The 20,956-nt window shown below is 61.4% G+C and carries 18 protein-coding genes; 14 read left to right on the top strand and 4 right to left on the bottom strand.

Annotation, left to right across the window (positions count from 1 at the left end; translation table 11 throughout):
* Positions 1 to 20 precede the first annotated feature (20 nt).
* The 5 genes from OKW43_RS22825 (at position 21) to OKW43_RS22845 (ending at position 5,646) form a co-directional block, all read left to right on the top strand.
* Complete coding sequence (locus tag OKW43_RS22825) at positions 21 to 1,187, top strand: glycosyltransferase family 4 protein (protein ID WP_429450012.1); 1,167 nt, start codon at positions 21 to 23, stop codon at positions 1,185 to 1,187.
* Positions 1,188 to 1,515: 328 nt separating this feature from the next.
* A complete protein-coding gene (locus OKW43_RS22830; RefSeq protein WP_187635276.1) occupies positions 1,516 to 3,906 on the top strand; it encodes an ATP-binding protein in 2,391 nt (796 codons plus the stop codon).
* Positions 3,907 to 3,943: 37 nt separating this feature from the next.
* Entirely contained in the window at positions 3,944 to 4,675 is a 732-nt protein-coding gene (locus OKW43_RS22835; protein ID WP_187635277.1) for a methyl-accepting chemotaxis protein, read from the top strand.
* Complete coding sequence (locus OKW43_RS22840) at positions 4,672 to 5,211, top strand: hypothetical protein (RefSeq protein ID WP_187635278.1); 540 nt, start codon at positions 4,672 to 4,674, stop codon at positions 5,209 to 5,211. The genes OKW43_RS22835 and OKW43_RS22840 overlap by 4 nt, the downstream gene beginning before the upstream one ends.
* 69 nt (positions 5,212 to 5,280) lie before the next feature.
* On the top strand, positions 5,281 to 5,646 hold the full coding sequence (locus tag OKW43_RS22845) for a response regulator (RefSeq protein ID WP_187635279.1): 366 nt from the start codon (positions 5,281 to 5,283) through the stop codon (positions 5,644 to 5,646).
* A 42-nt stretch (positions 5,647 to 5,688) separates the two neighbouring features.
* On the opposite strand, the gene gmd is transcribed toward OKW43_RS22845, so the two are convergent.
* From gmd to OKW43_RS22860, 3 genes are read right to left on the bottom strand one after another with little or no spacing between them, the layout of a single operon-like run.
* A complete protein-coding gene (gene gmd, locus OKW43_RS22850) occupies positions 5,689 to 6,732 on the bottom strand; it encodes a GDP-mannose 4,6-dehydratase (RefSeq protein WP_187635280.1) in 1,044 nt (347 codons plus the stop codon).
* Between the two features lie 55 nt (positions 6,733 to 6,787).
* Positions 6,788 to 7,537 (bottom strand): SGNH/GDSL hydrolase family protein, encoded by a 750-nt coding sequence (locus OKW43_RS22855; protein ID WP_187635281.1) that lies wholly within the window; start codon positions 7,535 to 7,537, stop codon positions 6,788 to 6,790.
* Positions 7,534 to 8,616, bottom strand: coding sequence for an acyltransferase family protein (locus OKW43_RS22860; RefSeq protein WP_187635282.1), 1,083 nt, complete (start codon positions 8,614 to 8,616; stop codon positions 7,534 to 7,536). Before OKW43_RS22860 ends, OKW43_RS22855 begins: the two co-directional genes overlap by 4 nt.
* A 560-nt stretch (positions 8,617 to 9,176) precedes the next feature.
* On the opposite strand from OKW43_RS22860, the gene OKW43_RS22865 reads away from it, so the two are divergent.
* The 8 genes from OKW43_RS22865 (at position 9,177) to OKW43_RS22900 (ending at position 19,058) form a co-directional block, all read left to right on the top strand.
* A complete protein-coding gene (locus OKW43_RS22865) occupies positions 9,177 to 11,378 on the top strand; it encodes a hypothetical protein (RefSeq protein WP_429450019.1) in 2,202 nt (733 codons plus the stop codon).
* Between the two features lie 62 nt (positions 11,379 to 11,440).
* Positions 11,441 to 12,907, top strand: coding sequence for a flippase (locus OKW43_RS22870; protein ID WP_187635284.1), 1,467 nt, complete (start codon positions 11,441 to 11,443; stop codon positions 12,905 to 12,907).
* Positions 12,904 to 15,357 carry a glycosyltransferase family 4 protein gene (locus OKW43_RS22875; protein ID WP_429450021.1) on the top strand — a complete coding sequence of 818 codons (2,454 nt, stop codon included), beginning with the start codon at positions 12,904 to 12,906 and terminating at the stop codon, positions 15,355 to 15,357. Before OKW43_RS22870 ends, OKW43_RS22875 begins: the two co-directional genes overlap by 4 nt.
* 543 nt (positions 15,358 to 15,900) lie before the next feature.
* Positions 15,901 to 16,311 (top strand): hypothetical protein, encoded by a 411-nt coding sequence (locus OKW43_RS22880; protein ID WP_187635286.1) that lies wholly within the window; start codon positions 15,901 to 15,903, stop codon positions 16,309 to 16,311.
* 39 nt (positions 16,312 to 16,350) lie between these two features.
* Positions 16,351 to 16,557 (top strand): hypothetical protein, encoded by a 207-nt coding sequence (locus tag OKW43_RS22885; RefSeq protein WP_429450023.1) that lies wholly within the window; start codon positions 16,351 to 16,353, stop codon positions 16,555 to 16,557.
* Positions 16,554 to 17,048, top strand: coding sequence for a hypothetical protein (locus tag OKW43_RS22890; protein WP_187635287.1), 495 nt, complete (start codon positions 16,554 to 16,556; stop codon positions 17,046 to 17,048). Before OKW43_RS22885 ends, OKW43_RS22890 begins: the two co-directional genes overlap by 4 nt.
* A gap of 18 nt (positions 17,049 to 17,066) precedes the next feature.
* Positions 17,067 to 17,798 (top strand): hypothetical protein, encoded by a 732-nt coding sequence (locus OKW43_RS22895; RefSeq protein ID WP_429450025.1) that lies wholly within the window; start codon positions 17,067 to 17,069, stop codon positions 17,796 to 17,798.
* Between the two features lie 759 nt (positions 17,799 to 18,557).
* Positions 18,558 to 19,058 (top strand): hypothetical protein, encoded by a 501-nt coding sequence (locus tag OKW43_RS22900; RefSeq protein WP_429450027.1) that lies wholly within the window; start codon positions 18,558 to 18,560, stop codon positions 19,056 to 19,058.
* A gap of 123 nt (positions 19,059 to 19,181) precedes the next feature.
* Here the strand turns inward: OKW43_RS22900 and OKW43_RS22905 are convergent, their stop codons facing one another.
* Positions 19,182 to 20,429 carry an acyltransferase family protein gene (locus OKW43_RS22905; RefSeq protein ID WP_429450029.1) on the bottom strand — a complete coding sequence of 416 codons (1,248 nt, stop codon included), beginning with the start codon at positions 20,427 to 20,429 and terminating at the stop codon, positions 19,182 to 19,184.
* A gap of 259 nt (positions 20,430 to 20,688) precedes the next feature.
* Here OKW43_RS22905 and OKW43_RS22910 point away from each other — a divergent pair, with 259 nt between their 5' ends.
* Positions 20,689 to 20,832 (top strand): hypothetical protein, encoded by a 144-nt coding sequence (locus OKW43_RS22910; RefSeq protein WP_008921966.1) that lies wholly within the window; start codon positions 20,689 to 20,691, stop codon positions 20,830 to 20,832.
* The last annotated feature ends 124 nt before the right edge of the window (positions 20,833 to 20,956 follow it).

The following is a 20,956-nucleotide window of genomic DNA, read 5'->3' on the forward strand; positions in this document are numbered from 1 at the left end:
ATACACAGGGGCACACCTTCATGACGACTGGCTCAATCAAATCACTGCAGATCGGGATGCACTGGTTTCCCGAACGCGCGGGCGGCCTCGACCGCATGTACTACTCGCTGGTCGGCGCGCTGCCGGGCGCGGGCGTCGCGGTGCGCGGCGTCGTCGCCGGCTCGCCGAAAGTCGCGACCGATACCGGTGGCGCGATCAACGGCTTCGGCTCCGCCGCGCAATCGCTGCCGCTGCGGCTGATGGCGGCACGCCGCGCGCTGCGCCATGAAATCCGTACGTCGCGGCCCGACGTGATTTCGTCGCACTTCGCGCTCTATACGTTTCCGGGTCTCGACGTGACGCGCGGCATTCCGCAGGTGTCGCATTTTCAGGGACCGTGGGCCGACGAGAGCCACGTCGAAGGCGCCGATTCGCTCGGCCAGCGCGCGAAGCGCTATCTGGAACAGTCGGTGTACGCGCGTTCGTCGCGGCTGATCGTGCTGTCCGACGCGTTCGGCAAGATCCTGACGACGCGCTACGGCATCTCGCCGGAACGCGTGCGCGTGGTGCCGGGCTGCGTCGACGTCGAGCAGTTCAATCTGCCGATCACGCGGGCCGACGCGCGTCTGCGGCTGCAACTGCCGCAGGATCGGCCGATCGTGCTCGCGGTGCGGCGCCTGGTGCGGCGCATGGGCCTCGAAGATCTGATCGACGCGGTCAAGCTGCTCAAACGCAGTGCGCCCGATGTGCTGCTGCTGATCGCCGGCAAGGGCCGGCTCGAAGGCGAGCTTCAGGCGCGCATCGGCGACGCCGGGCTCGAGCACAACGTCAAGCTGCTCGGCTTCGTTCCCGACCAGCATCTGGCTGCGCTGTATCGCGCGGCCAATCTCAGCGTCGTGCCGACCGTCGCGCTGGAAGGCTTCGGGCTCATCACCGTCGAATCGCTTGCGTCGGGCACGCCGGTGCTGGTGACGCCGGTCGGCGGATTGCCCGAGGCGGTGGCGGGATTGTCGCCCGATCTGGTGTTGCCCGAGACCGGCGCGCAGGCGATCGCCACGGGTCTCTCTGGCGCGCTGAACGGCACCCTGAAGCTGCCCGATGCCGATGCGTGCCGCCGCTATGCGCGCGAACACTTCGATAATGCGGTGATCGCGAAGCGCGTCGCCGCGGTCTATGCCGAGGCGATTGCGGCGGACGCGCTGCATTGAAGCGGCGCGGCGGCGGTTCGATCGAATGAAAAAAAAGCGACGCACGGATCGTTGCGTCCGGGCCTCGCGTTCATGCCGCCGCGGGCCAGCGAAAAAAATGGGCCAACAATAACGGCACTTTTCGCTCGAACTTGAGCCCGGATCAGCCCTTAGCCGAGATTTTTCGGCGCTATTTCGCAAATCCCTGAAACGTCGCGCCTGGCGTCCATTCCGTCACGTTGACGTCACACATTCGCGACGATAATCCCCGCGCCCGAAAGCACAAAAACATAGGGGCGTCCCGCTAAAAGCGGGGGACGTTGTATTTCCAGACTTCGGGGATTCTCAAATGACCATCCGTCACCGCATCACGCTTCTCGTCATTCTGATGCTCGTCGCGCTATCCGCCATTGGTGGATACGCTGTGCTTCAGACCCGCACCAGCGCCGTCAACGTCAGGCAGGTTACCCAGGGCGTCGTGCCGAGCGCGCTCGCGTCGGCAGACCTCGTGTCGCAGGTCAAGGACGTTCAGCTCGCGATGATGACCCTCGTCTATGCGCCTGACGCGAACATGGTCTCGCAGGCGCAAGACCTTCTGAAGAGCAAGGAAGCCTCGTTGCAGGCGGCGCTCGACGTGCAGGCGAGGGCCGCGCAAGGTCAGGCCCAAACCGGGCTCGTGAGCCAGGCGCGCGAGAGCCTCGCGAATTATTTCAGCGCGGTCAACGACACCGCAAAGATGAAGGCCGACGGCAAGACCGAACTGGCGCAAGCCTATCTGTTCGCGAACGTCGCCCAATACCGCGATGAACTCGAAGGCATCGTCGAGACGCTGCGGATCGAGAAAAACCGCCAGAAGGACGCCGCGATCGACGAACTGAACAGCGCGCTCGCCACCACGACGACGGCGATCGCCGCCGCCACCGGCGCGGCCATCGTCGTGCTGGTGCTGATCAGCGCGCTGCTGTATCGCCAGATCACCCGTCCGCTGAGCCGCATGCAAGTGGAGATGAGCGAGATCGCGGCGAGCCAGGACTTCACCCGCCGCGTGCCGGTCGGCCGCATGGACGAGATCGGTCATTCGATCGTCGCGTTCAACGGCATGATCGAGAAGATCCAGCAAAGCTCGCTGCAGTTGAAGCAGAAGACCGCCGATATCCAGGCGATGCTGCAAAACATGCAGCAGGGGATTCTGACGGTGGTCGAAGGCGTGATCGTGCATCCGGAGTACTCCGCCTATCTCGAGGCGATCTTCGAGACGCGCGAGATTGCGGGCCGTCCGTTGCTCGATCTCGTGTTCGGCGGCACCGATATCAACAGCGATGCGCTCGCACAGATCGAAGCGGCGCTGCAGGCATGCATCGGTGAAGACAGCATGAACTTCGAGTTCAATCAGCACCTGCTCGTCAACGAGATCGCGAAGCCGATGGCCGATGGCCGCGTGAAGACGCTCGATCTGAGCTGGTCGGCCATCACCGACGAAAACGACGTCGTATTGCGTTTGATGCTGTGCGTGCGCGACGTGACCGAACTGCGCGCGCTCGCCGCCGAGGCCGGCGAACAGAAGCGCCGGCTGGAGATGATCGGCGAGATTCTCGCGGTGAGCCAGGAGAAGTTCCATCACTTCGTCGAAAGCGCGACGGACTTTATCAGCGAGAACGAACGGATCATCCGTCAGCATCACGAGCCGAGTCACGAAGCCGTCGCCGAACTGTTCCGCAACATGCATACCGTCAAGGGCAATGCGCGCACGTACAGTCTTCAGCATCTGACCGGCATCGTCCACGAAACCGAACAGCGCTACGACGCGCTGCGCCGCGCGGACAGCAGCGAGGCGTGGGACCAGCAGTTGCTGATCGAGGACCTGCAGCGCGTGAAGGCGGCGCTCGAGACCTACGCGACCATCAACGAAGTGAGTCTCGGCCGCAAGGGCCCGGGCCAGAGCGGCGCGGGGGAGGGCTATCTGATCGTGGATCGCGAATCGATCCAGAAGCAGCTGGAACTGCTCGAAAGCGCCGATCCGGCCGACCGCGACGCACTCGTGTCGATGCGCGAATCGTTGCAGCGTGAGCTGCGTCTGTTGGGCACCGAATCGATCTACGAAGCGCTCGCGGGCCTGCTCGAATCGCTGCCGTCTCTGGCGGCCGAACTCGGCAAGGAAGCGCCGGTCGTCAGCATCGACAACAACGGCTACCGCGTGCGCAACGAGGTCAGCCATACGCTGCGCAATGTGTTCACGCATCTGCTGCGCAATTCGGTCGACCACGGTATCGAGCCCGCCGCCGAGCGTGTTGCGAACGGCAAGGACGCGGCGGGCGTCATCGAGCTGGAAGTGGGCGTCGACCATCACGCGCTGCAGATCACCATCAGCGACGACGGCCGCGGCCTCGCGCTCGCGAAAATTCGTGCGGCCGCGATCGAACGCGGCTGGATCGACGCCGACGCCGCGCTGAGCGACGAAGCGATTGCCGAGTTGATCTTCCGTTCCGGTTTTTCGACCGCGCAGACCGTCAGCGAGATTTCGGGCCGAGGCGTCGGCATGGATGCGGTGCGCGATTTCGTGCGGCGCGAGCAGGGTCGCATCGAATTGCGCTTCACCGACGATCGTCGCGGCGCGGACTATCGCCGCTTTCAGACCGTCGTGTCGTTTCCCGAAGACTGGGCGGTGGACAGTCTCGACGCGTCCGCCGATCAAGCGCGGCAGCGTGATGCGGATGCGGATGCGGATGCGGTGGCAGGCTAACGGCCTGATGGATTGAACGAAGCGATGGGAGCAGGTTGTGTTTGAAAGTTATCTTCTGGCGGCAGGCCTTGGCGGTATCGTCTGCGCACTCGCCACGCGAATGATTTATCGTCGGAAGCTTCGCGCTGGCGCGCAAGCGCAGCGTCTCGACGCGCTCGCGCGGCAGGCCCTCGAACAGCAACTCGATGCGGCGGTCCGGCTCGCCGAGCAGGCGAACAGCGAGCGCGCCGCGCTGGAGGCGATGCTCGCGGATTTGCGCGCGCAGGCCGAGCAGTGCGCGCAGGATCGCGAAGCGTTGCAGGCGGTGCTCGACGCTGCGAGCGCGCGAAGCGACGAATGGCTGCAGCATGCGACGCGCATCGCGCAGGAGGCGTCTCGTCTGAAGACGCTGACCATCACGTTCGAGCGTTGGCACGAGCAGATGATCTCGCTGATGTCGCAGAATCGCGACATGCACAAGAAGAACCAGGATCTGTCGTCGATCGTGCAGCACGTGCTGATCGTTTCGCTGAATGCTTCGATCGAAGCGGCGCGCGCCGGCACCGCGGGTCGCGGCTTTTCGATCGTCGCGGGCGAAGTGCGTTCTTTGGCGTCGCGCTCGCAGGAGTTGTCGAAGAGCTATCGCGAGAGCCTGCATCGCAACGACCTGACGACGGCCGCGACGTTCCAGGACATCCAGGCCGGCGGCAAGATGATCACCGCATCGCTCGGCGGCGTCGAACTGCTGGCGACCCAGTTTCAATCCCGCCTCGAGCAGGCCGCAGCGTGATTACCGATCAGGCAAAGCAAAGCATCGCGGACATCTTCTGTCACGCGGCTCGCGCAAGATTGCCCGCCACGCCGGGCGACGCGTGCGAGATCACCGCGGTGCCGAGGTGGGATCGCGATCATCCGGCCGGACCCTGCGCGATGGCGCTAACGATCTCGTCGATCGGTTTTCGTCTGCTGTTCGTGCTGCACTTCGGCCAGGACGACGCGACGCGCGAATACTACGCCAGCAGCGATACGACGCGTTCGCTGTCGGAAACGCTGATGGAACTCGGCAACCTGTGTTGCGGCTACATGAACCAGCAACTGGTCAATCATTTCCCCGATCTGGGCATGTCGACGCCGTATGAATTGAACAGCGCCTGTGTTGAGTATCTGGACGAGTTGCGGCCCGATCACGTGTGGGCGTACGAGCTGACGATCGGCGGTGCGGTCCGACTGGGCGTCACGCTATGTCTATGCGCGCAGGCGCCACTCGATTTCAAGGCTGAGCTGGCCACGGCCGACGAGGCCGAAGGCGAACTCGAACTCTTCTAGCAACACATCGTCGAGTCCGGCGAACTCGATCTGTATTGATACGACGCGTCAGTGACGCAAGGAAATGTTATGGCAAAGATTCTGGTGGTGGACGATTCGAGCACGGTACGCGATGAAGTTGCGGGCTTTCTGGCGAAAAACGGCCTCGATGTCGCGACGGCCATCGACGGCAAGGATGGCCTTGTCAAGCTGAAGACGGATTCGAGTATTCGCCTGATCGTCAGTGACGTGAACATGCCGAACATGGACGGCCTGACGATGGTCGAAAAAATCCGCGGCGAGCTCGCGAACAAGACCGTCAACGTGATCATGCTGACGACCGAAAGCAGCCCCGCGATGAAGGAGCGCGGCAAGGCCGCCGGCGTGAAGGGCTGGATCGTCAAGCCGTTCAAGGGCGATGCGGTGCTGGAGACGTTCAGGAAACTGGCGGGTTGACGGGGCAGTGTGCGGCGAGCGCCGCCGCACACGGGTGCCGCGTCAGAACGTTTCGTGATGCTCGTTGCGCCCAATGTCCGCCTGCACCATCATCTGGCACAGCTGTTCGAGCGGGGTTTGGGGCTGCCAGCCGAGCGTGTCGCGCGCCTTGTCCGCGCAGCCGATCAGCAGGTCCACTTCGGCCGGCCGATAGAACTTCGGATTCACACGCACGAGCGTCTTGCCGGTCGCGACGTCGATGCCGGTCTCGCGCTCATCCTTGCCCGACCATTCGAGCTGATAGCCGGCCGCCGTGAACGCCATGCGCACGAAGTCGCGAACCGTTTCGGTGCGGCCCGTCGCGAGCACGAAGGTGTCGGGCGCGTCGGCCTGCAGCATGCGCCACATGCCCTCGACGTATTCGAGCGCGAAACCCCAGTCGCGCCGCGCGCTCAGATTGCCGAGTTCGAGCACGTCCAGTTTGCCGAGCTTGATCTTCGCGACCGTGTCGGTGATCTTGCGCGTGACGAATTCGCGGCCGCGTAGCGGCGATTCGTGATTGAACAGAATGCCGCTGCTCGCGAACAGGTTGTACGACTCGCGATAGTTGATCGTCGACCAGTGCGCGAACAGCTTCGCGACACCATACGGGCTGCGCGGATAGAACGGCGTGCTCTCGCGTTGCGGCACCGCCTGCACGAGACCGAACATCTCGGAGGTCGACGCCTGGTAAAAGCGCGTCTTCGGGCTCAGGATACGCAGGCCTTCGAGCAGATTCAGCGCGCCGATGCCGGTCACTTCGGCGGTGGTCACGGGCTGGTCGAACGACACGCCGACGAAACTCTGCGCGGCGAGGTTGTACAACTCGTCTGCCTGCGTGCTGTCGAGCAGACGCAGCGTCGAGCCAAGGTCGGTGAGGTCGTGTTCGACCAGACGCAGATTCGGATGGTCGAGCACGCCAAGCTCACGCATGCGCCAGAAGTTGACAGAACTCGTGCGCCGGTAGGTGCCGGTCACGTGATAGCCCTTGTCGAGCAGCAGCCGGGTCAGATAGGCGCCGTCCTGTCCGGAGACGCCGGTGATGATCGCTTTGCGTGGTTGGCTCATAGCTTGCCTTCTGGTTTGTGAATGGAAAAGAACGGAGCGCGCCTAAAAACGTGGCTCAATGTGTGTGGTCCAGCAGCAGCCGCACCAACGGTTCGACGACCCGATAATCCTGTTCGGCCTTCAGCCGGTACAACTCCGGCTTCGGATGCGCGCCGTCCGACATCAGTGTTTTCCAGTCGGGCAGGCTGCTCACATACGCGTATTGATCGACGAGCGGCACCTGCTGTTCGGCGGCCACGCGTCGCGTCATCGCGACCATCGCGGCGAGCCGCGTGTTCAGCCGGTTGTCGGGCATCGGGTTCGAGGTTTGCAAAACCGGCTCCTTGCCGAGCGCCCGCGCGGTTTGCACGAGAGTCGTTTCGGCCGCGTAGAACTGCTCGGGCGTCTGGTTCTGCATCACTTCGTTGATGCCGTAGTTGATCAGCACGATGCGCGCGTGCGATGCGCCGAGGCGTTCGCGCCACGGCAGGCCTGCCGTCGGTCCAGCGCGACGGTTGCCGGTGCCGTCGCGCAACTGTGTGGCCATCGTGCCGCCAACGCCATAGTTCGTGACGCGCACGCGCTCGCCGTCATGCTCGTACAACGCTTGCTGCAGATACGTCACCGCGTTGCGCGCTTGCGCGGCGCAATGGCCATCGCTACAGGTGATACCCAGCGTGGTCGAATCGCCGTAGGCGTCGATCAGCACTTGCGTCGGTGATGGCGTTGGCGGCTCGGCCGTGGCCGCGCTCGTGGTCGGCGCGAGCAGCGTCAGCGCCGACACGACGCCCAGCACGCCAGCGGCAATCGCAGCCCGGCGGTTCATGCGCGGCTTTGCGGTGTTTGCCGCGCAACGTTGGCGCCCGTGGCGGTCGTCGTTCGCGCACCGCGCGCGCCGAAAATCAACCGCTTCTCGAATGCGAACCATGTGATGCTCGCGTACACGAGCGTGATCGCGAGCGCGATCGCGGCGCTCAGATAGCGATTCAAATGCAGCGGCCACACCATGTAGAGCACGCTCAGATGGATCAGATAGATCGTGTAGCTGATGGTGCCGACATAAACGAGCACGCGATTGCATAACAGCCGCTTCACGATGCCCTTGCTCTGCAGCGCGATCACGACGATCGACGTGCACAGCACCAGCGACACGCTATAAAGCCCCGCATTCGACAACGGCGTATTGGCCGCGCGAAAACGCGGGAAGTGCAGATGCAGCCAGGCCAGCACCGCGAGCGCGGCCAGAGCGCCGAGCACCGCGAGTCCCTTGAACGATTCGAGCGCATTGCGATCGCGCCGCACGGCAACCGCGAGCAGCGCGCCGGCCGCGAGCAGATCCATGCGAAACGGCGTCAGGTAATAGATCGGCCAGAACGAATCGAACCACGGCGTCGCGAGCGCGCGCAACAGGGGCACCAGCACGATCAGCGCGGCCGCCACGTAGCCGAGTAAGCGCTCGGGGACGAGCAGGATCACGAACGGCCAGAAGATATAGAACTGCTCTTCGACCGCGAGCGACCACAGCACGTTGAGGCTGTCGTGACCGCTTTGATTCAGCGCATCGCCGATATTGGTCGCGAAAAACGCGTACCAGTACCAGTGCTGCGCCCACGCGAGGCCGAACAGCACCGACGACACGGCCATCAGCAGCAGGTACGGCGGCAGGATGCGGCGCGCGCGCCGCGTATAGAAATAGCGGAAATACGACTGCTGACGCGACTTGCGATCGAGCAGGATGCCGCTGATCAGGAAGCCGCTCAGAACGAAAAACAGATCGACGCCCATCCATAGCGGCGCCTTCAACGCGTGCTGGGCGAACACCGCGAGCACGGCGATCGCGCGCAGGCCGTCGAGCTGCACGATGCGGGAATGGGAGGGCGCGAGGGGCAATGCGCTGGCTGTCATGAACCGTCCATGGTGTAAAGCGGATGGGCCGGGCGAAGGGCCGCGCGGTTCGCATCGAATGGCCGGCGAACAGGCGAGCGCTTCGCGTCGCAACGGAAGTGCAATCGATTCTAGGGAAAAGAAAGTCGAGAAAAAACCCGCAGGAATTAGATAAATGAACCAAATTGAAACAGGGAATTTCTTTAGCACATTCTGTGCAGAATAATATGTTTGTATCGTCAGAATATGGTAGTCCGCAATAGATGCCGATTGCATGATATAGCCTCGATAGGCGGGTCGAATTGTCACGCCGGAACGCAAGCGCCGTGGCATCTGTGTTTCTATCGATTTTTTAAAATCATCTATTTCCTGATGGATTAGCCGGCGAATATTTTTGAATTATTTTCGATTTTCGTCGCCGCATTTTTTCCGCGTAACGTAGCCGTGTGGATGTCTGTCTTCAGACGCCGCGCTTCAATCGGTTGCGCTTCGATTCGCGTTACCGCCTCACTGAATTTCGCCCCGAGCGGGCACAGGTCCGCGTGCATTGCGTTGATCGGACATCGACTGGGGGATCCGCCTTGCCTCGTTTCACGTTCAAAAGCTGGCTCATGCTGACCGTTTGCGTTGCCGGAGTCGTCGCGGCATCGGGCAGTCTGCCGGCTTGCGCCGAAACCGCGTTGAACGCGAAGACCTCATGGCTCGGCAACAGCTTCGGCTTCGGCGATGGCGGATGGACGCAGATCAACATCACCGCGATCGCGGTTACGCCCGATGGCAAGGTGTACACGAACGCGCCGTGGGACGAAAGCGGCGCCGAAGCGAGCGTGTACCAGGATGGCAAGATGCTCGGCTTCGCGGGCGGCACGCATGGCTGGGGCAACGCCGGCGGTAATGCGATCGCGCTCAACCGGAAGTATGCGTTCGTCGCGATCGCGGTCGGCAATGAGAAGGGGCGGCTGGTCGAACCGGGCGTGTGGCCGGACAAGGGCAAGCAATGGTTTGGCATTTCGCGGCGTCTGATCAACGATCCGAAGCGCGTCGCGCCGTTTCAGGCCGCCGCGAAGAACACGGACCCGCATGCGCAGCTCGCGGCCGGTTTTCTGATGATGAACGAAGTGACGACCGGCACGAACGCGGAGATCGGCGGGCTCGCCGCGAACGACACGACGCTGTTCGCGGCCAATACCGCGCGCAATCGCATCGAAGTCTACGATGCCGAGTCGATGCAGCAGAAAGCGACGTGGAACGTGCATGAGCCCGGACGGCTCGCACTCGCGCCCGACGGCACGCTATGGGTGCTGACCGGCACACGCGGCGATCGCGCGCCGGGTATCGAGCACTACACGGCGAGCGGTCAGCGCATCGACGACACGATCACGCTGTCGGCCGATACGGTTGCGGTCGACCTCGCCGTCGATGCGCAAGGCCGCATTCTGATCGCCGACAACGGTCCGCGCCAGCAGGTGTTGTTCTTGTCAAAGCGCGACGGCCGCTACACCGAGTCGGGCACGCTCGGCGAACGCGGCGGCATTTTCAGCGGCGTCGCGGGCAAGCCCGGACCGTTGCGATTCAACGGGTTGACTGGCGTGGGTGTCGACGCGCGCGGCAACGTGTACGTGTCGACCAATGGCATCGGTCCGCGTTACGAGCCGATCGGCGCGGGCCTCGGTGCGACGCTCGAAAGCTATGCGGCGGATGGCAAACGCAACTGGCAGGTCGAGGGGCTGCTGTTCGTCGACGGCGCGTGGATCGATCCGGCCAGGCCCGACAGCGTTTATACCGGCAACAAGCGCTTCGAACTCGATCTGTCGAAGCCGTCGGGGCAGGACTGGAAATATGCGGGATTCCTGTCGAATCGGTTCAGATATCCGGACGATCCGGTGTTCCATACCGACCAGTATCCGGGCCTGCCGATCGCGCGGCGGCTAAAGGGGCGCACGTTCCTCTATCTGACCGACATGTACGCGGACCATCTGAAGATCTATCGCTTCGATTCGCAGCACGACGGCGAGAGCGCGATTCCTTCCGGCTTTATCGCGGGCCGCGAGCGCGCGGTCGCGAAGGTGCCGAATGCGCCGCCGGGCGGTGACTGGATCTGGCGCGATACGAATGGCGACGGGCGCTTCGAGCGCGACGAATACACGCTGAACACGAGCGGCACGAAGCTCGCGGGCGGCTGGGGCTGGTGGGTCGATACCGCAGGCGACATCTGGCGCACCCGGGATACGAAGGGCATCTACCGCTTCCGCTTCGGCGGACTCGATGCGAAGGGCAATCCGGTCTACTCGTACTCGAACCTGACGCAGTACCCGGTGCCGCCGCCGTTCACCGAGCTGCATCGCGCGATCTATGAACCGGACACCGACACGATGTACGTGAGCGGCTATACGGCCGATATGCCAACCGCGCAGGGCTTCTGGAAAGAAGTGGGACGCGTGCTGGTGCGCTACGACAAGTGGTCGAGCGGCAAGCCGGTGCAGCGCTATGCGATTGCGCTGCCGTGGCAGACGCAGAGCAAGCCCATCGCGACGATCATCGGCCTCACCGTCGAGGGTCGATACGTGTTCGGCGTCGAGCCGGTCGGCGCGGTGCACGTGTGGGACAAGGACAGCGGCAAGGAACTCGGCGTGATCCGGCCGGGCCCCGAAGTGGGCCGCGCGTCGGGCTGGGTCGACGTGCCGAACGGTATCAGCGCGGCCAGGCGTGGCGATGGCGAGTACCTGGTGTTCGTCGAGGAAGACGCGCGCGGCAAGGTGCTGATGTATCGCTGGAAGCCCTGACGTGCGTTGGCCTCGCTGACGCAGCCCGGCACCCAACCTAACCGCAAAACTCAAGGGACTCGATGGACAAAGGCATTCTCAGGAACGTGGCGATCAATTTTTTCGGGCTCGTGCTGCCAACGTTCGTGTCGCTCGTCACCGTGCCGTCGTATATCCGGCTGCTCGGCGTCGAGCGCTACGGCGTGATCAGTCTCGTGTGGACGCTGATCGGCTACTTCGGGATTCTCGATCTCGGCATGAGCATGGCGGCGCAGAACCATATTTCGAAAGCGCGCGCGTCGGGCGATCAGCAGGAAAGCGCGCGCGTGTTCTGGAGCGCGACGTGGCTCAATCTGGCGACCGGCGTGATCGGCGGTCTGATCATCTACTTCGGCGCGTTCCTGTACACCGCCTATTTCACGAAGGTATCGCCCGAGCTGCAGCACGAAGTCTATATGGCGCTGCCGTGGCTCGCGGTCGCGATTCCGATCGCGAACGTGTCGTGGGTGTTCGCGGGCGCGATCAACGGCGCGGAACGTTTCGGCGTCTACAACACGAACCAGACGATCGGCACGTTCCTGTTCCAGCTGTTGCCGCTCGGCGCCGCGCTGTGGCTCGGCGCCACCTTGCAGAATGTGCTCGCGGCGGCGGTGGTCGCGCGGATTCTCGCGGCGTTGCTGCTCGGCCGCTACGCGCTCAAAGTGCTTGAAATACGCAGCATTGAACCGCCGCGGCTCGGCGTCGCGAAGGGGCTGTTCAACTTCGGCGGCTGGATGCTGATCGCGAGCGTGACGACGATGGTCGCCGATTCGCTCGATCGCGTGATGCTCGGTTCACGGCTCGGCGCGCGTTTCGTCACGTACTACACGGTGCCGCAGAACCTCGTCACGCGTCTGAACATCGTGCCGACCGCGCTCGTTCGCACGCTGTTTCCGCGCTTGTCCGCGGTCGGCCGCGCGGATGCCGACACGATCACGCAGCAGTCGCTCGAATTTCTCAACGGCGTGTTCACGCCAGTCGCGCTCGTCGCGATGCTGGTGCTCGAACCGTTCCTGCATCTGTGGGTCGGCAACGAGATCGCGACGGTGGCGGCGCCGGTGGGCCGCATCATGATCGTTGCCGTGTGGCTCGTCGGCCAGGCGAACGTGACGCGCATCCTGATCCAGTCGCAGGTCAATCCCGCCACCGCCGCGCGCGTCGGCCTCGTCGAGTTGCCGCTTTTCGCCGGCGCGTTGTGGTTCGGCATCACGCATTTCGGGCTGACGGGCGCGGCGGTCGCCGTCGCTGCTCGCGCGCTATTCGACTACGCGGTGCTGCTGCACTTCGCCGCGATCCGCGCGCGCCAGATCGTGCTCGACATGCTCGCCCATCTCGCCTTCCTGCTCGCCAGCCTGTGGCTCGCGAGCTTCCTGCCGAGCCTCGCGCTCGCGATCGCCGCTGGGCTGCTGATGGTCGGCGCGAACGTCGCGTGGTCGATCACGATGACGCCCGCCTTGCGCAATCTTGCGCGTTCACTGCTGTTGCGACTGAATCCGAGGAAAAGCGCATGAACCAAGACGTCCTTGAAAAAGACCTGTTGAGGCCTCCGACGCGCAGCGCGCTCGACGAACTGACGAGCGTACCCGGCATGCAGCCGGCACCGCGCCGCACCGCGCGACGCGCGAGCAAAGACGTGCGCATCGCGATCGTGCACGACTGGCTGGTCACCTACGCGGGCGCGGAGAAAGTGCTCGAGCAGATCATCGCGTGCTTTCCCGATGCGGATCTGTTCAGCCTCGTGGACTTTCTCGACGATCGCAGCTTCCTGCGCGGCAAGCCGGTGACGACGTCGTTCATCCAGAAGCTGCCGCTCGCGCGCAGCAAGTACCGCTCGTATCTGCCGCTGATGCCGCTTGCGATCGAACAGCTCGACGTGTCGGCGTACGACGTCGTGATTTCGAGCAGCCACGCGGTCGCCAAGGGCATTCTGACCGGTCCCGACCAGGTGCATATCAGCTACGTGCATTCGCCGATCCGCTATGCGTGGGATTTGCAGCATCAGTATCTGCAGCAGTCGAAGCTGACCAACGGTCCGAAGTCGGCGCTGGCGCGGCTGATTCTGCACTACATGCGCAACTGGGATATCCGCACGTCGAACTCGGTGGACGGCTTCGTGGCGAACTCGGCGTTCATCGCGCGACGCATCAGGAAGGTGTATCAGCGCGACGCGCAGGTGATCTTCCCGCCAGTCGACGTCGACGCGTTCACGCTGTGTACGCAGAAGGAAGACTTTTATCTGACCGCGTCGCGGATGGTGCCGTACAAGAAAATCGATCTGATCGTCGAGGCGTTCGCGCAGATGCCCGAGCGCAAGCTCGTCGTGATCGGCGACGGACCCGACATGGCGAAGATCCGCGCGAAGGCCGGGCCGAACGTCGAGATCATGGGCTATCAGCCGTTCGAGGTGCTGAAGGACCGCATGAGCCGCGCGAAGGCATTCGTGTTCGCCGCCGAAGAGGACTTCGGCATTTCGGTGGTCGAGGCGCAGGCTTGCGGCACGCCGGTGATCGCATACGGCAAGGGCGGGGCGCTCGAAACCGTGCGCGAACTGTCCGAACCGAAGCCCACTGGCATGTTCTTCGATGAGCAGGATACCGACTCGATCATCGCGGCGGTCAATCGTTTCGACGAAGTCGTGCACCGGTTGCTGCCCGAGAATTGCCGCGGCAACGCCGAGCAGTTTTCGGCCGCGCATTTCCGCGAGCGCTTTTTCTCGCATGTGCGCGCGTCGGTGCCCGCGTTGGGCACGGCGACGCTGCCGGCCTATACGCCGTATCGGCCGGGCGCGCTACGCGCGGCGAACGTGCCGCGCATTCTCGCCGTCGATCAGAGCGGCGTGCTCGGCGGCGCCGAGCTGTCACTACTCGAAATCGTCAAGGCGCTGCGTTCGCACGTCGAAGTCGTGCTGTTCGACGACGGTCCGTTCAACGCCGCGCTCGCGAAGACCGGTGTCGAGGTCACCGTACTCGATGCCGGCGCGCTGAAAAATGTGCGCAAGCAGGGTGGTTCGCTGCCGAAAGGACAGGCGCTGAAAGGGCTCATATCGCTTGTGCGCGCCACTGCGAAACGCGCGCGCAAGGTTGACGTGATCTACGCGAACACGCAACGCGCGATGGTGATCGGCGCAGTGGCCGGCAAGCTCGCGAGACGGCCGGTGGTGTGGCATCTGCGCGACATCGTCAGCGCCGAGCATTTCGGCGGCAAGCAGCTAGCGATCATCAAGTGGTGCGCGCGGCTCGGCCTCACGCATGTGATCGCCAATTCGGCCGCGTCGGCGCAGGCGTTCGCGAAGCTCACGCGATTCGACAGCGGTCGCATCGACGTCGTATTCAACGGGATTGCCGCGGAGCCGTTCGACGCGTTGCGCACGGTGCCGCAAGCCGTGCTGCGCGAACGGCTGAATCTGCCGCGCGACGCGTTTCTCGTCGGCTCGTTCAGCAGGCTTGCGCGTTGGAAGGGGCAGCATGTGCTGCTCGAAGCGATGGTGCTCAATCCGCAGATGCATGCGGTGCTGGTCGGCGCGGCGCTGTTCGGCGAGGACCAGTACGAGATCGAGCTGCGGTCGTTCGTCGCCGCGCACAAGCTTGGCGGACGGGTGCATTTTCTTGGCTTCCAGCACGATATCGCCGCGTGCATGTGCGCGGTCGACGCGGTCGTGCATACGTCGATCACGCCCGAGCCGTTCGGGCGCGTGATCGTCGAGGGCATGCTCGCGCAGCGGCCCGTCGTGGCATCGCGCGCGGGCGGCGTGCTCGAAATCATCGACGACTACGAGAACGGCGTGCTGTGTACGCCGGGCGACGCGCATGCGCTCGCCGATACGCTCGCCGAATTGCGCTCGAACGGCGACTTGCGCGACAAACTGGTCAGGAACGGCTATCGGACCGCGCAGGAGCGTTTCGGCACGCGCAGCTATGTGGATGGGGTCGCGCAGATTCTGACGGGCGTGGCAGCGCGGTGATGAGGTGATTTTTACGCGAGGGTAGACGAGGGCTTGGCCAGTCCTTGCTTGGCGTAGCGGAGCGAAAGTCTTGATGGACTTTCGCTCCGTTTTTTTTATGGCGGCCAGAAAGTCATAAAAAATCGAATATGAGATCCCGTAAGCAGCCAGGTCTCCCGGCTCGCCACAGGCGTCCCAATACTTTCGCGTTCTTGTGGCTCGATTGGACGTTTCCTAAGCTATCAAGATGGATCAAACCAATTGATCATCTAAAAGGATCGCAGTCAATAGAGTTAATACGAAACACACCGGTTTTGACAAACATTGACGTTAGTTATGGTAACCACTTGTTGGCGCATGGTTTCAACGGCTAGAGACAACACAAATGCAGCATGGAGTCTTTTTGTTGAGCCGCGATACCGGAAAGATGCGTATGAGCATGCGTTTCGCGAAACATCGTTAATATCTGTCAAAACAGTTCTATCTCAATTTAAAGTCGTTGACTGTGTCATGTTTTAGATGGTTAATTCCCCGTGTGTGCTCTGGAAAATCAGCGAAGGTCAAATGGAACAACAGAAACAGGATGAAACCGGGGGCAAGGAAGAGTGTCTGCTTTGCCGTATCACCTATTCAGTCTACTCAAATTTCCCGCCAATGCCGTCCGCAATGGCGCTGAACGCCGAAACCGGCGAATGGTTTCCGTTCGATAGGCTGAAGTCGTATTCAAGCGGTTACGAGATGGCGGAAGCCCTCGGTTACGCATGGGCGTGCGATTGTCGCGGGCGTGCCCCCAAACGGTTCAATGAGCAGTTCGAGCTAAGAGACTTCACTGGCAAGCGACAGGCAGGGGTGCGTTACCGCGTACGCGCGGGTTCGAGGGTCGTTGCGAAAGGCGTCACGGATGCCCAGGGGCGCACCCAGCGTGTTTCAACAGGTGACGCAAAGCAGGTTTTTATCGATGTTGCCGGGTCATAGGGGCGGAGAGCAGGTAAGTCTTTTATTACGAGAAAGCAGATGACAAATGAATTTTTCAACAAAAATAGCCAATATCTCGAGACCGACGAGAATGAAGAATGGACCGAGGTCGGAACAGCCATTACCAATACAACTCTGGGGTCAATATCCAATGTCGTCATCAAAAATCATCGTGATATCGCAATCAGGAATGCAGACAACATAACCGGCTATATTGCAACATTCGATGGGCGAAATATCAGATGAGTAAGAAGGTGAAAGTGAGGGGCAGTGTTGTGATCGTAGCGCTTGCCATTTTGCCTTGTCTTTATGGATCGGCTGGCGCATGCACGATCGGGGAAGAAGCAGAGGTAGAGTTGCCATTTAATACAACTGTGCTTACTAACGCAAACAGGCTCGCAATCAAGAATGCCACAGTTGAGGCGAAAAAATGGCCAGACGTTCAGATTCAGGCGGTGATAATGGCTGGCGCATATACTGCCGAGCGCAATATGGACCGATTGAAAGAAAGCCGTGCGAGGAACGTGAAATCGTATTTGGAGCAGCTTGGTGTCAGGAGTGAAAATATTCTGATCGAGAAACATACTTTTACAGACGAGATGGTAGTAAAGGGCGCTGATGGCAAACCGAGTTACCGTCAGGTTTTCGTAGAATTCAAGCCAATCTGTAAGGGTAGCTGCGCGTGGATGTGTGACGATCCAAGAGTTACGCCACGAACCAAGCTTATCAACCCGTAACCGAGCAACGGCACACCGATGAAATCCGCGGTGATACTGGTGGCGGCTTTGGCCGCCCTATCTAGCAACGCACATGCTGCTCAGTCTTACGACAGCTACGAAGCCTTCTACGTTGCCCAACCGGGGGCAGTGTTTGGCGACCCGATCAAACGGAGCGGTGACCCGACCGAGCAAAACGCCGGCGTAGTCTATTCCTACCCAGGCGAGCCAGGCATCTTTGCGAAGCTACAAGCCAAACTGGAACGGAATACGCTAAATATTGAACTCTGGGGAAATCGCCTGGCAGTCAACGGCAAATCTTATCGCTTTGCGGACGCTACAACGTTTCCCGGAGAGCATGTGTCCGAAATCTTTCCGCAATCAGCCAATGTATTCGTTGCTGCGCGAACCGATACTCATCCGCCCCTACTCTGCATGGAAGGGCACGGCAGCGGTTCGGGCGAAGCTGCAAGTCGATACCAGCAGATCTCACTCCTGGTAAACCCTCTTGCGCGCAACCCGACGTTTCTGCATCTGCCAAGTCTACTTTCTTCATGTCGGGCCGTAGTGGCGACGAAGGACGGCAAGCTTGCGTTTCCGAAGAACAGTTACGTTTTCGACGATGCACAGGCATCCCGCCTGGGCCTGCTAGTGTCGTACTACACGTTTGAGAATCAGCGCTTTGTCCCGGTCCCAGCTTTAAAGCAACTCCGGCTCAGATTTGCGCATCCGGAAATACCCTTTCAATTTTCCATTCAGGACAAGGACTAAGTATCGGCGGTGCTACGTCATCGCCGCGGAGAGCGGGCTCTCATGAATAGAAAGCTGAGTTGCAGAGATAGCGCGTTGGCGGCCCTGAATACGGCGGCGGAGTAAACAACGTTTAGCACAGAGAGTCGGCGCCGGGTTGTTCTGCACGTTGCTTGTTCCGACTGCTTACGCAGAAGGGTCGATTAGCTTCAACGATAACATCGTGCCGATGCTGAAGGATCGCCCGCTATTCAAGGAATATATATTGCAATCGTTTTCCGTTGCAGATGCCGGATGGGGAGTCCGAATGGACAGTCCGACCATGCGGCATATGGGCGGCGCGCGAATGGGACCATACAGATTCCGGGCGATCTGGCACAGTCCGCATGGTGACACCCCTATCGTGGCTCGCCCGTGATCACGCTGATCGTGCAATAACCAATGCAGACAGTATTGCCCGGTACGTTTTGGCACGCTACTAACAACATGAACATGAAATCTATCCGGTACGCCTTGGGCGCAGTCGCCGTGGCGATATCGTTGCAATCGCATGCCTGCTCAGTCTTTCTTCAGGACAACATGCAATTGCCGCTTAACACTGCTGATGTAGGCAATAGTGACCGTCTTTCTCTGACTCGCCACTACCTGACAGCAAGGGAATGAACAACAGAAGGCGCGAGCGCAGAGGTTGATGCGGCAGCTTTTGAAACCGAGCGGAATCCGAAAGAGCTTGCTGCCTTACGAGGAAAGAATGTCAAGGCGTTCCTGATTCAACTAGGTTTGGACAAGGAAAAAATACACGTCTATGAACGAGTCATCGAACTGAGCGGGGGCAAGCTCAATCCAGATAACAAATGGCAGATTGGTGTCAAGTTCGTTCCAATTTGTCCGCATTCGGGATGTCAGAGCCTGTGTAATAGCCCAAAGCTACAAGGAGTCGCCAGCTATGCGGTAACGGCTGATACACCGGGTCCAGCACCCGGAAGCAACCGCTTTGCGTGTGGAGACAATCGCGAACCCGCGAAAGTCCGTATTCTCGAAACTGAGGTGTGGACTGCGCGAACTGACGAAAAAAAATTGACTCTGATCGGAAACGACGGCTCCGGCAATCAGAAACCTCTCGCAGAGATTTGCTACCGCGTGACAACCAGCGCACAGGAGTACATTGGGGTGACTGACGATCAGGGTCGTACCGAGCGTATGCAGTTGCTTGGTCCCGAACGCACGAAGATCGAAATGAAGGTCGAGGTGGACCGGTATCCCGCGAGCGACGATGACTGATTGACAACTATGGTCAGTCTTTCTTTTGACGCGAAGTGATAGCTTGAACTGACGCCCCGCCTCGGCGGGGCCATTTAAAGGCCGCCATGAATACGGCGGCCATGACCCGATGCCCTCGTTCTGCTAGCGCCTTCCAGGCTTAAAACTCGCCGACCACTTCATCGCAGGCAACTCAACCAGCCGAAAGAACACATAGGCGGACGGCACCGCGACCAGCATATAGCCGAACGACGGCCAGATCGACATCTGCAGCGACGAACGAAACAGCCACGCCGACAGCAGCACGAAGATCGGCAGATGGATCAGATACAACGAGAAGCTGAAGTCACCGACGCGGGACAGCGGGCGCGACAGCGCGAGCGACGCTGCGCGAAGCAGCGCGAGCACGCCGCTCGCTTCGCGTTGCGCGTCATTGCGCGCATCGAGCGCCTTGTACAGATAGCACGCGAAGCCGAGCGCCCATATCTGGAACGCGCCGTACTGACCGAAATGAAACGCGACGCAGCCGGCCGCGACCAAGGCCGCCGCGAGCACGTACAGCGATGCGGGCGCACGCGCCTCTCGCGCGCTGCGCGCTTTGGCGTCGGCGATCCACGCGCCGAGCGTCCATGAGAACCAGTACGACGTGAAGAACTGCAAATCGTGGCGCTCCAACCCGTATGCGGACGCAACGTTGATCGCGCCGACGAGCGCGAGCACGGCGTTCATGCCGATGCGTCTGCGTAGCACGAACAGCAGCGGATAGATCGCATAGAACTGCACTTCGAGCGACAGCGTCCACAACGCACCGTTCGAGCCATACGTTTTGCCGGCCACGCCCTGCAGCGAAAACAGATTGACCAGAAACGCGTGCAGACCGATGTCGCGAATCTTGTGGCTGACGGGCGGAAATTGCAGGCTCAATGAGTCGAGCGCGAAGGTCAGCGCGAGCGCCGCGAGCAGCACTGGATAGATGCGCGCGAAGCGCCGCAGCCAGAAGTTAACCGCATCGAGCCGGTAAGCGGGATTGTCCGCGAGCCGCAGCGCGCCGCCGCGATGGATGCAATAGCCGCTGATCACGAAGAACATCGGCACACCGGCCGAGCCCCACGCGATCGGAAACGTCAGATACGCGGCAAGCGTACCGGGATTCAGCGTATGTCCGGCGCTCTGATGAAACGCCTGCATACCGACCCACACGATCTGGCGGCAATGAAAGTAGGCGACCAGCAGCGCGGCGAAGCCTCGCATCGCGTCGATCACGTGCTCCTTGCTGGCGCTACCGATGCGTGCATCGGCGCGCGCCTGCGCCGCGGGCGGGCTGGTCTCCACGCGCGGCAGCGCAGAGAGGGGCAGGGATGAGCCGGCGGCATCCAGTGCTGGGTCGCTCATACGCGGTCCTTATCTGAATCGGGAAAAAGAGAGATTGAAGCGCAACAGGCAGTCGACCAGGCGTCTTGCGCACCCCGCGACGCATCCATGCTAGAGCATCGCAATCCCGAAAAATGGATAAAAAAATTGCATTTCGGATTAAATGTGACGTGGATTTTGTGACGAATTGTAATTACGCATCTGCGTATGCAGCGTCGAATTATTTGCCGTTTTTGTCGTGCTAATTTGAGGCAAGGATTTTCTGACCCGAGGTGAAGTCATGAACCTGCACTTACTGGCCGGCGTGGCCGTCCTGCTGATCCTGGTGGCCGCCTCCGCGTACCGCGATGCGTTGCGCAATGAGCCGATCCGTCGTTATCGCATGAACCCGGGCAAGCTGCCGCCGGTCGACGAACAGGAATGACGCGCGGCCGGACCCGCTCGCCGAATCGTCGGGCGGGGAATGCCAACGGCTGTCCGAAAGGTAAGACTTTCGGATTGGCCCATCATCGTTTGGCGATAAATACGTAATAATTTCCTCAATTTTT

The organism is Paraburkholderia sp. WC7.3g (assembly GCF_050436345.1).
In the GTDB taxonomy this organism is placed as follows: domain Bacteria; phylum Pseudomonadota; class Gammaproteobacteria; order Burkholderiales; family Burkholderiaceae; genus Paraburkholderia; species Paraburkholderia podalyriae.

Coding starts and splice junctions, on each gene's coding strand:
- OKW43_RS22825 (WP_429450012.1), top strand. CDS start 21: ATGACGACTGGCTCAATCAAATCACTGCAGATCGGGATGCACTGGTTT.
- OKW43_RS22830 (WP_187635276.1), top strand. CDS start 1,516: ATGACCATCCGTCACCGCATCACGCTTCTCGTCATTCTGATGCTCGTC.
- OKW43_RS22845 (WP_187635279.1), top strand. CDS start 5,281: ATGGCAAAGATTCTGGTGGTGGACGATTCGAGCACGGTACGCGATGAA.
- gmd (WP_187635280.1), bottom strand. CDS start 6,732: ATGAGCCAACCACGCAAAGCGATCATCACCGGCGTCTCCGGACAGGAC.
- OKW43_RS22855 (WP_187635281.1), bottom strand. CDS start 7,537: ATGAACCGCCGGGCTGCGATTGCCGCTGGCGTGCTGGGCGTCGTGTCG.
- OKW43_RS22860 (WP_187635282.1), bottom strand. CDS start 8,616: ATGACAGCCAGCGCATTGCCCCTCGCGCCCTCCCATTCCCGCATCGTG.
- OKW43_RS22870 (WP_187635284.1), top strand. CDS start 11,441: ATGGACAAAGGCATTCTCAGGAACGTGGCGATCAATTTTTTCGGGCTC.
- OKW43_RS22875 (WP_429450021.1), top strand. CDS start 12,904: ATGAACCAAGACGTCCTTGAAAAAGACCTGTTGAGGCCTCCGACGCGC.
- OKW43_RS22880 (WP_187635286.1), top strand. CDS start 15,901: ATGGAACAACAGAAACAGGATGAAACCGGGGGCAAGGAAGAGTGTCTG.
- OKW43_RS22885 (WP_429450023.1), top strand. CDS start 16,351: ATGACAAATGAATTTTTCAACAAAAATAGCCAATATCTCGAGACCGAC.
- OKW43_RS22890 (WP_187635287.1), top strand. CDS start 16,554: ATGAGTAAGAAGGTGAAAGTGAGGGGCAGTGTTGTGATCGTAGCGCTT.
- OKW43_RS22895 (WP_429450025.1), top strand. CDS start 17,067: ATGAAATCCGCGGTGATACTGGTGGCGGCTTTGGCCGCCCTATCTAGC.
- OKW43_RS22905 (WP_429450029.1), bottom strand. CDS start 20,429: ATGAGCGACCCAGCACTGGATGCCGCCGGCTCATCCCTGCCCCTCTCT.
- OKW43_RS22910 (WP_008921966.1), top strand. CDS start 20,689: ATGAACCTGCACTTACTGGCCGGCGTGGCCGTCCTGCTGATCCTGGTG.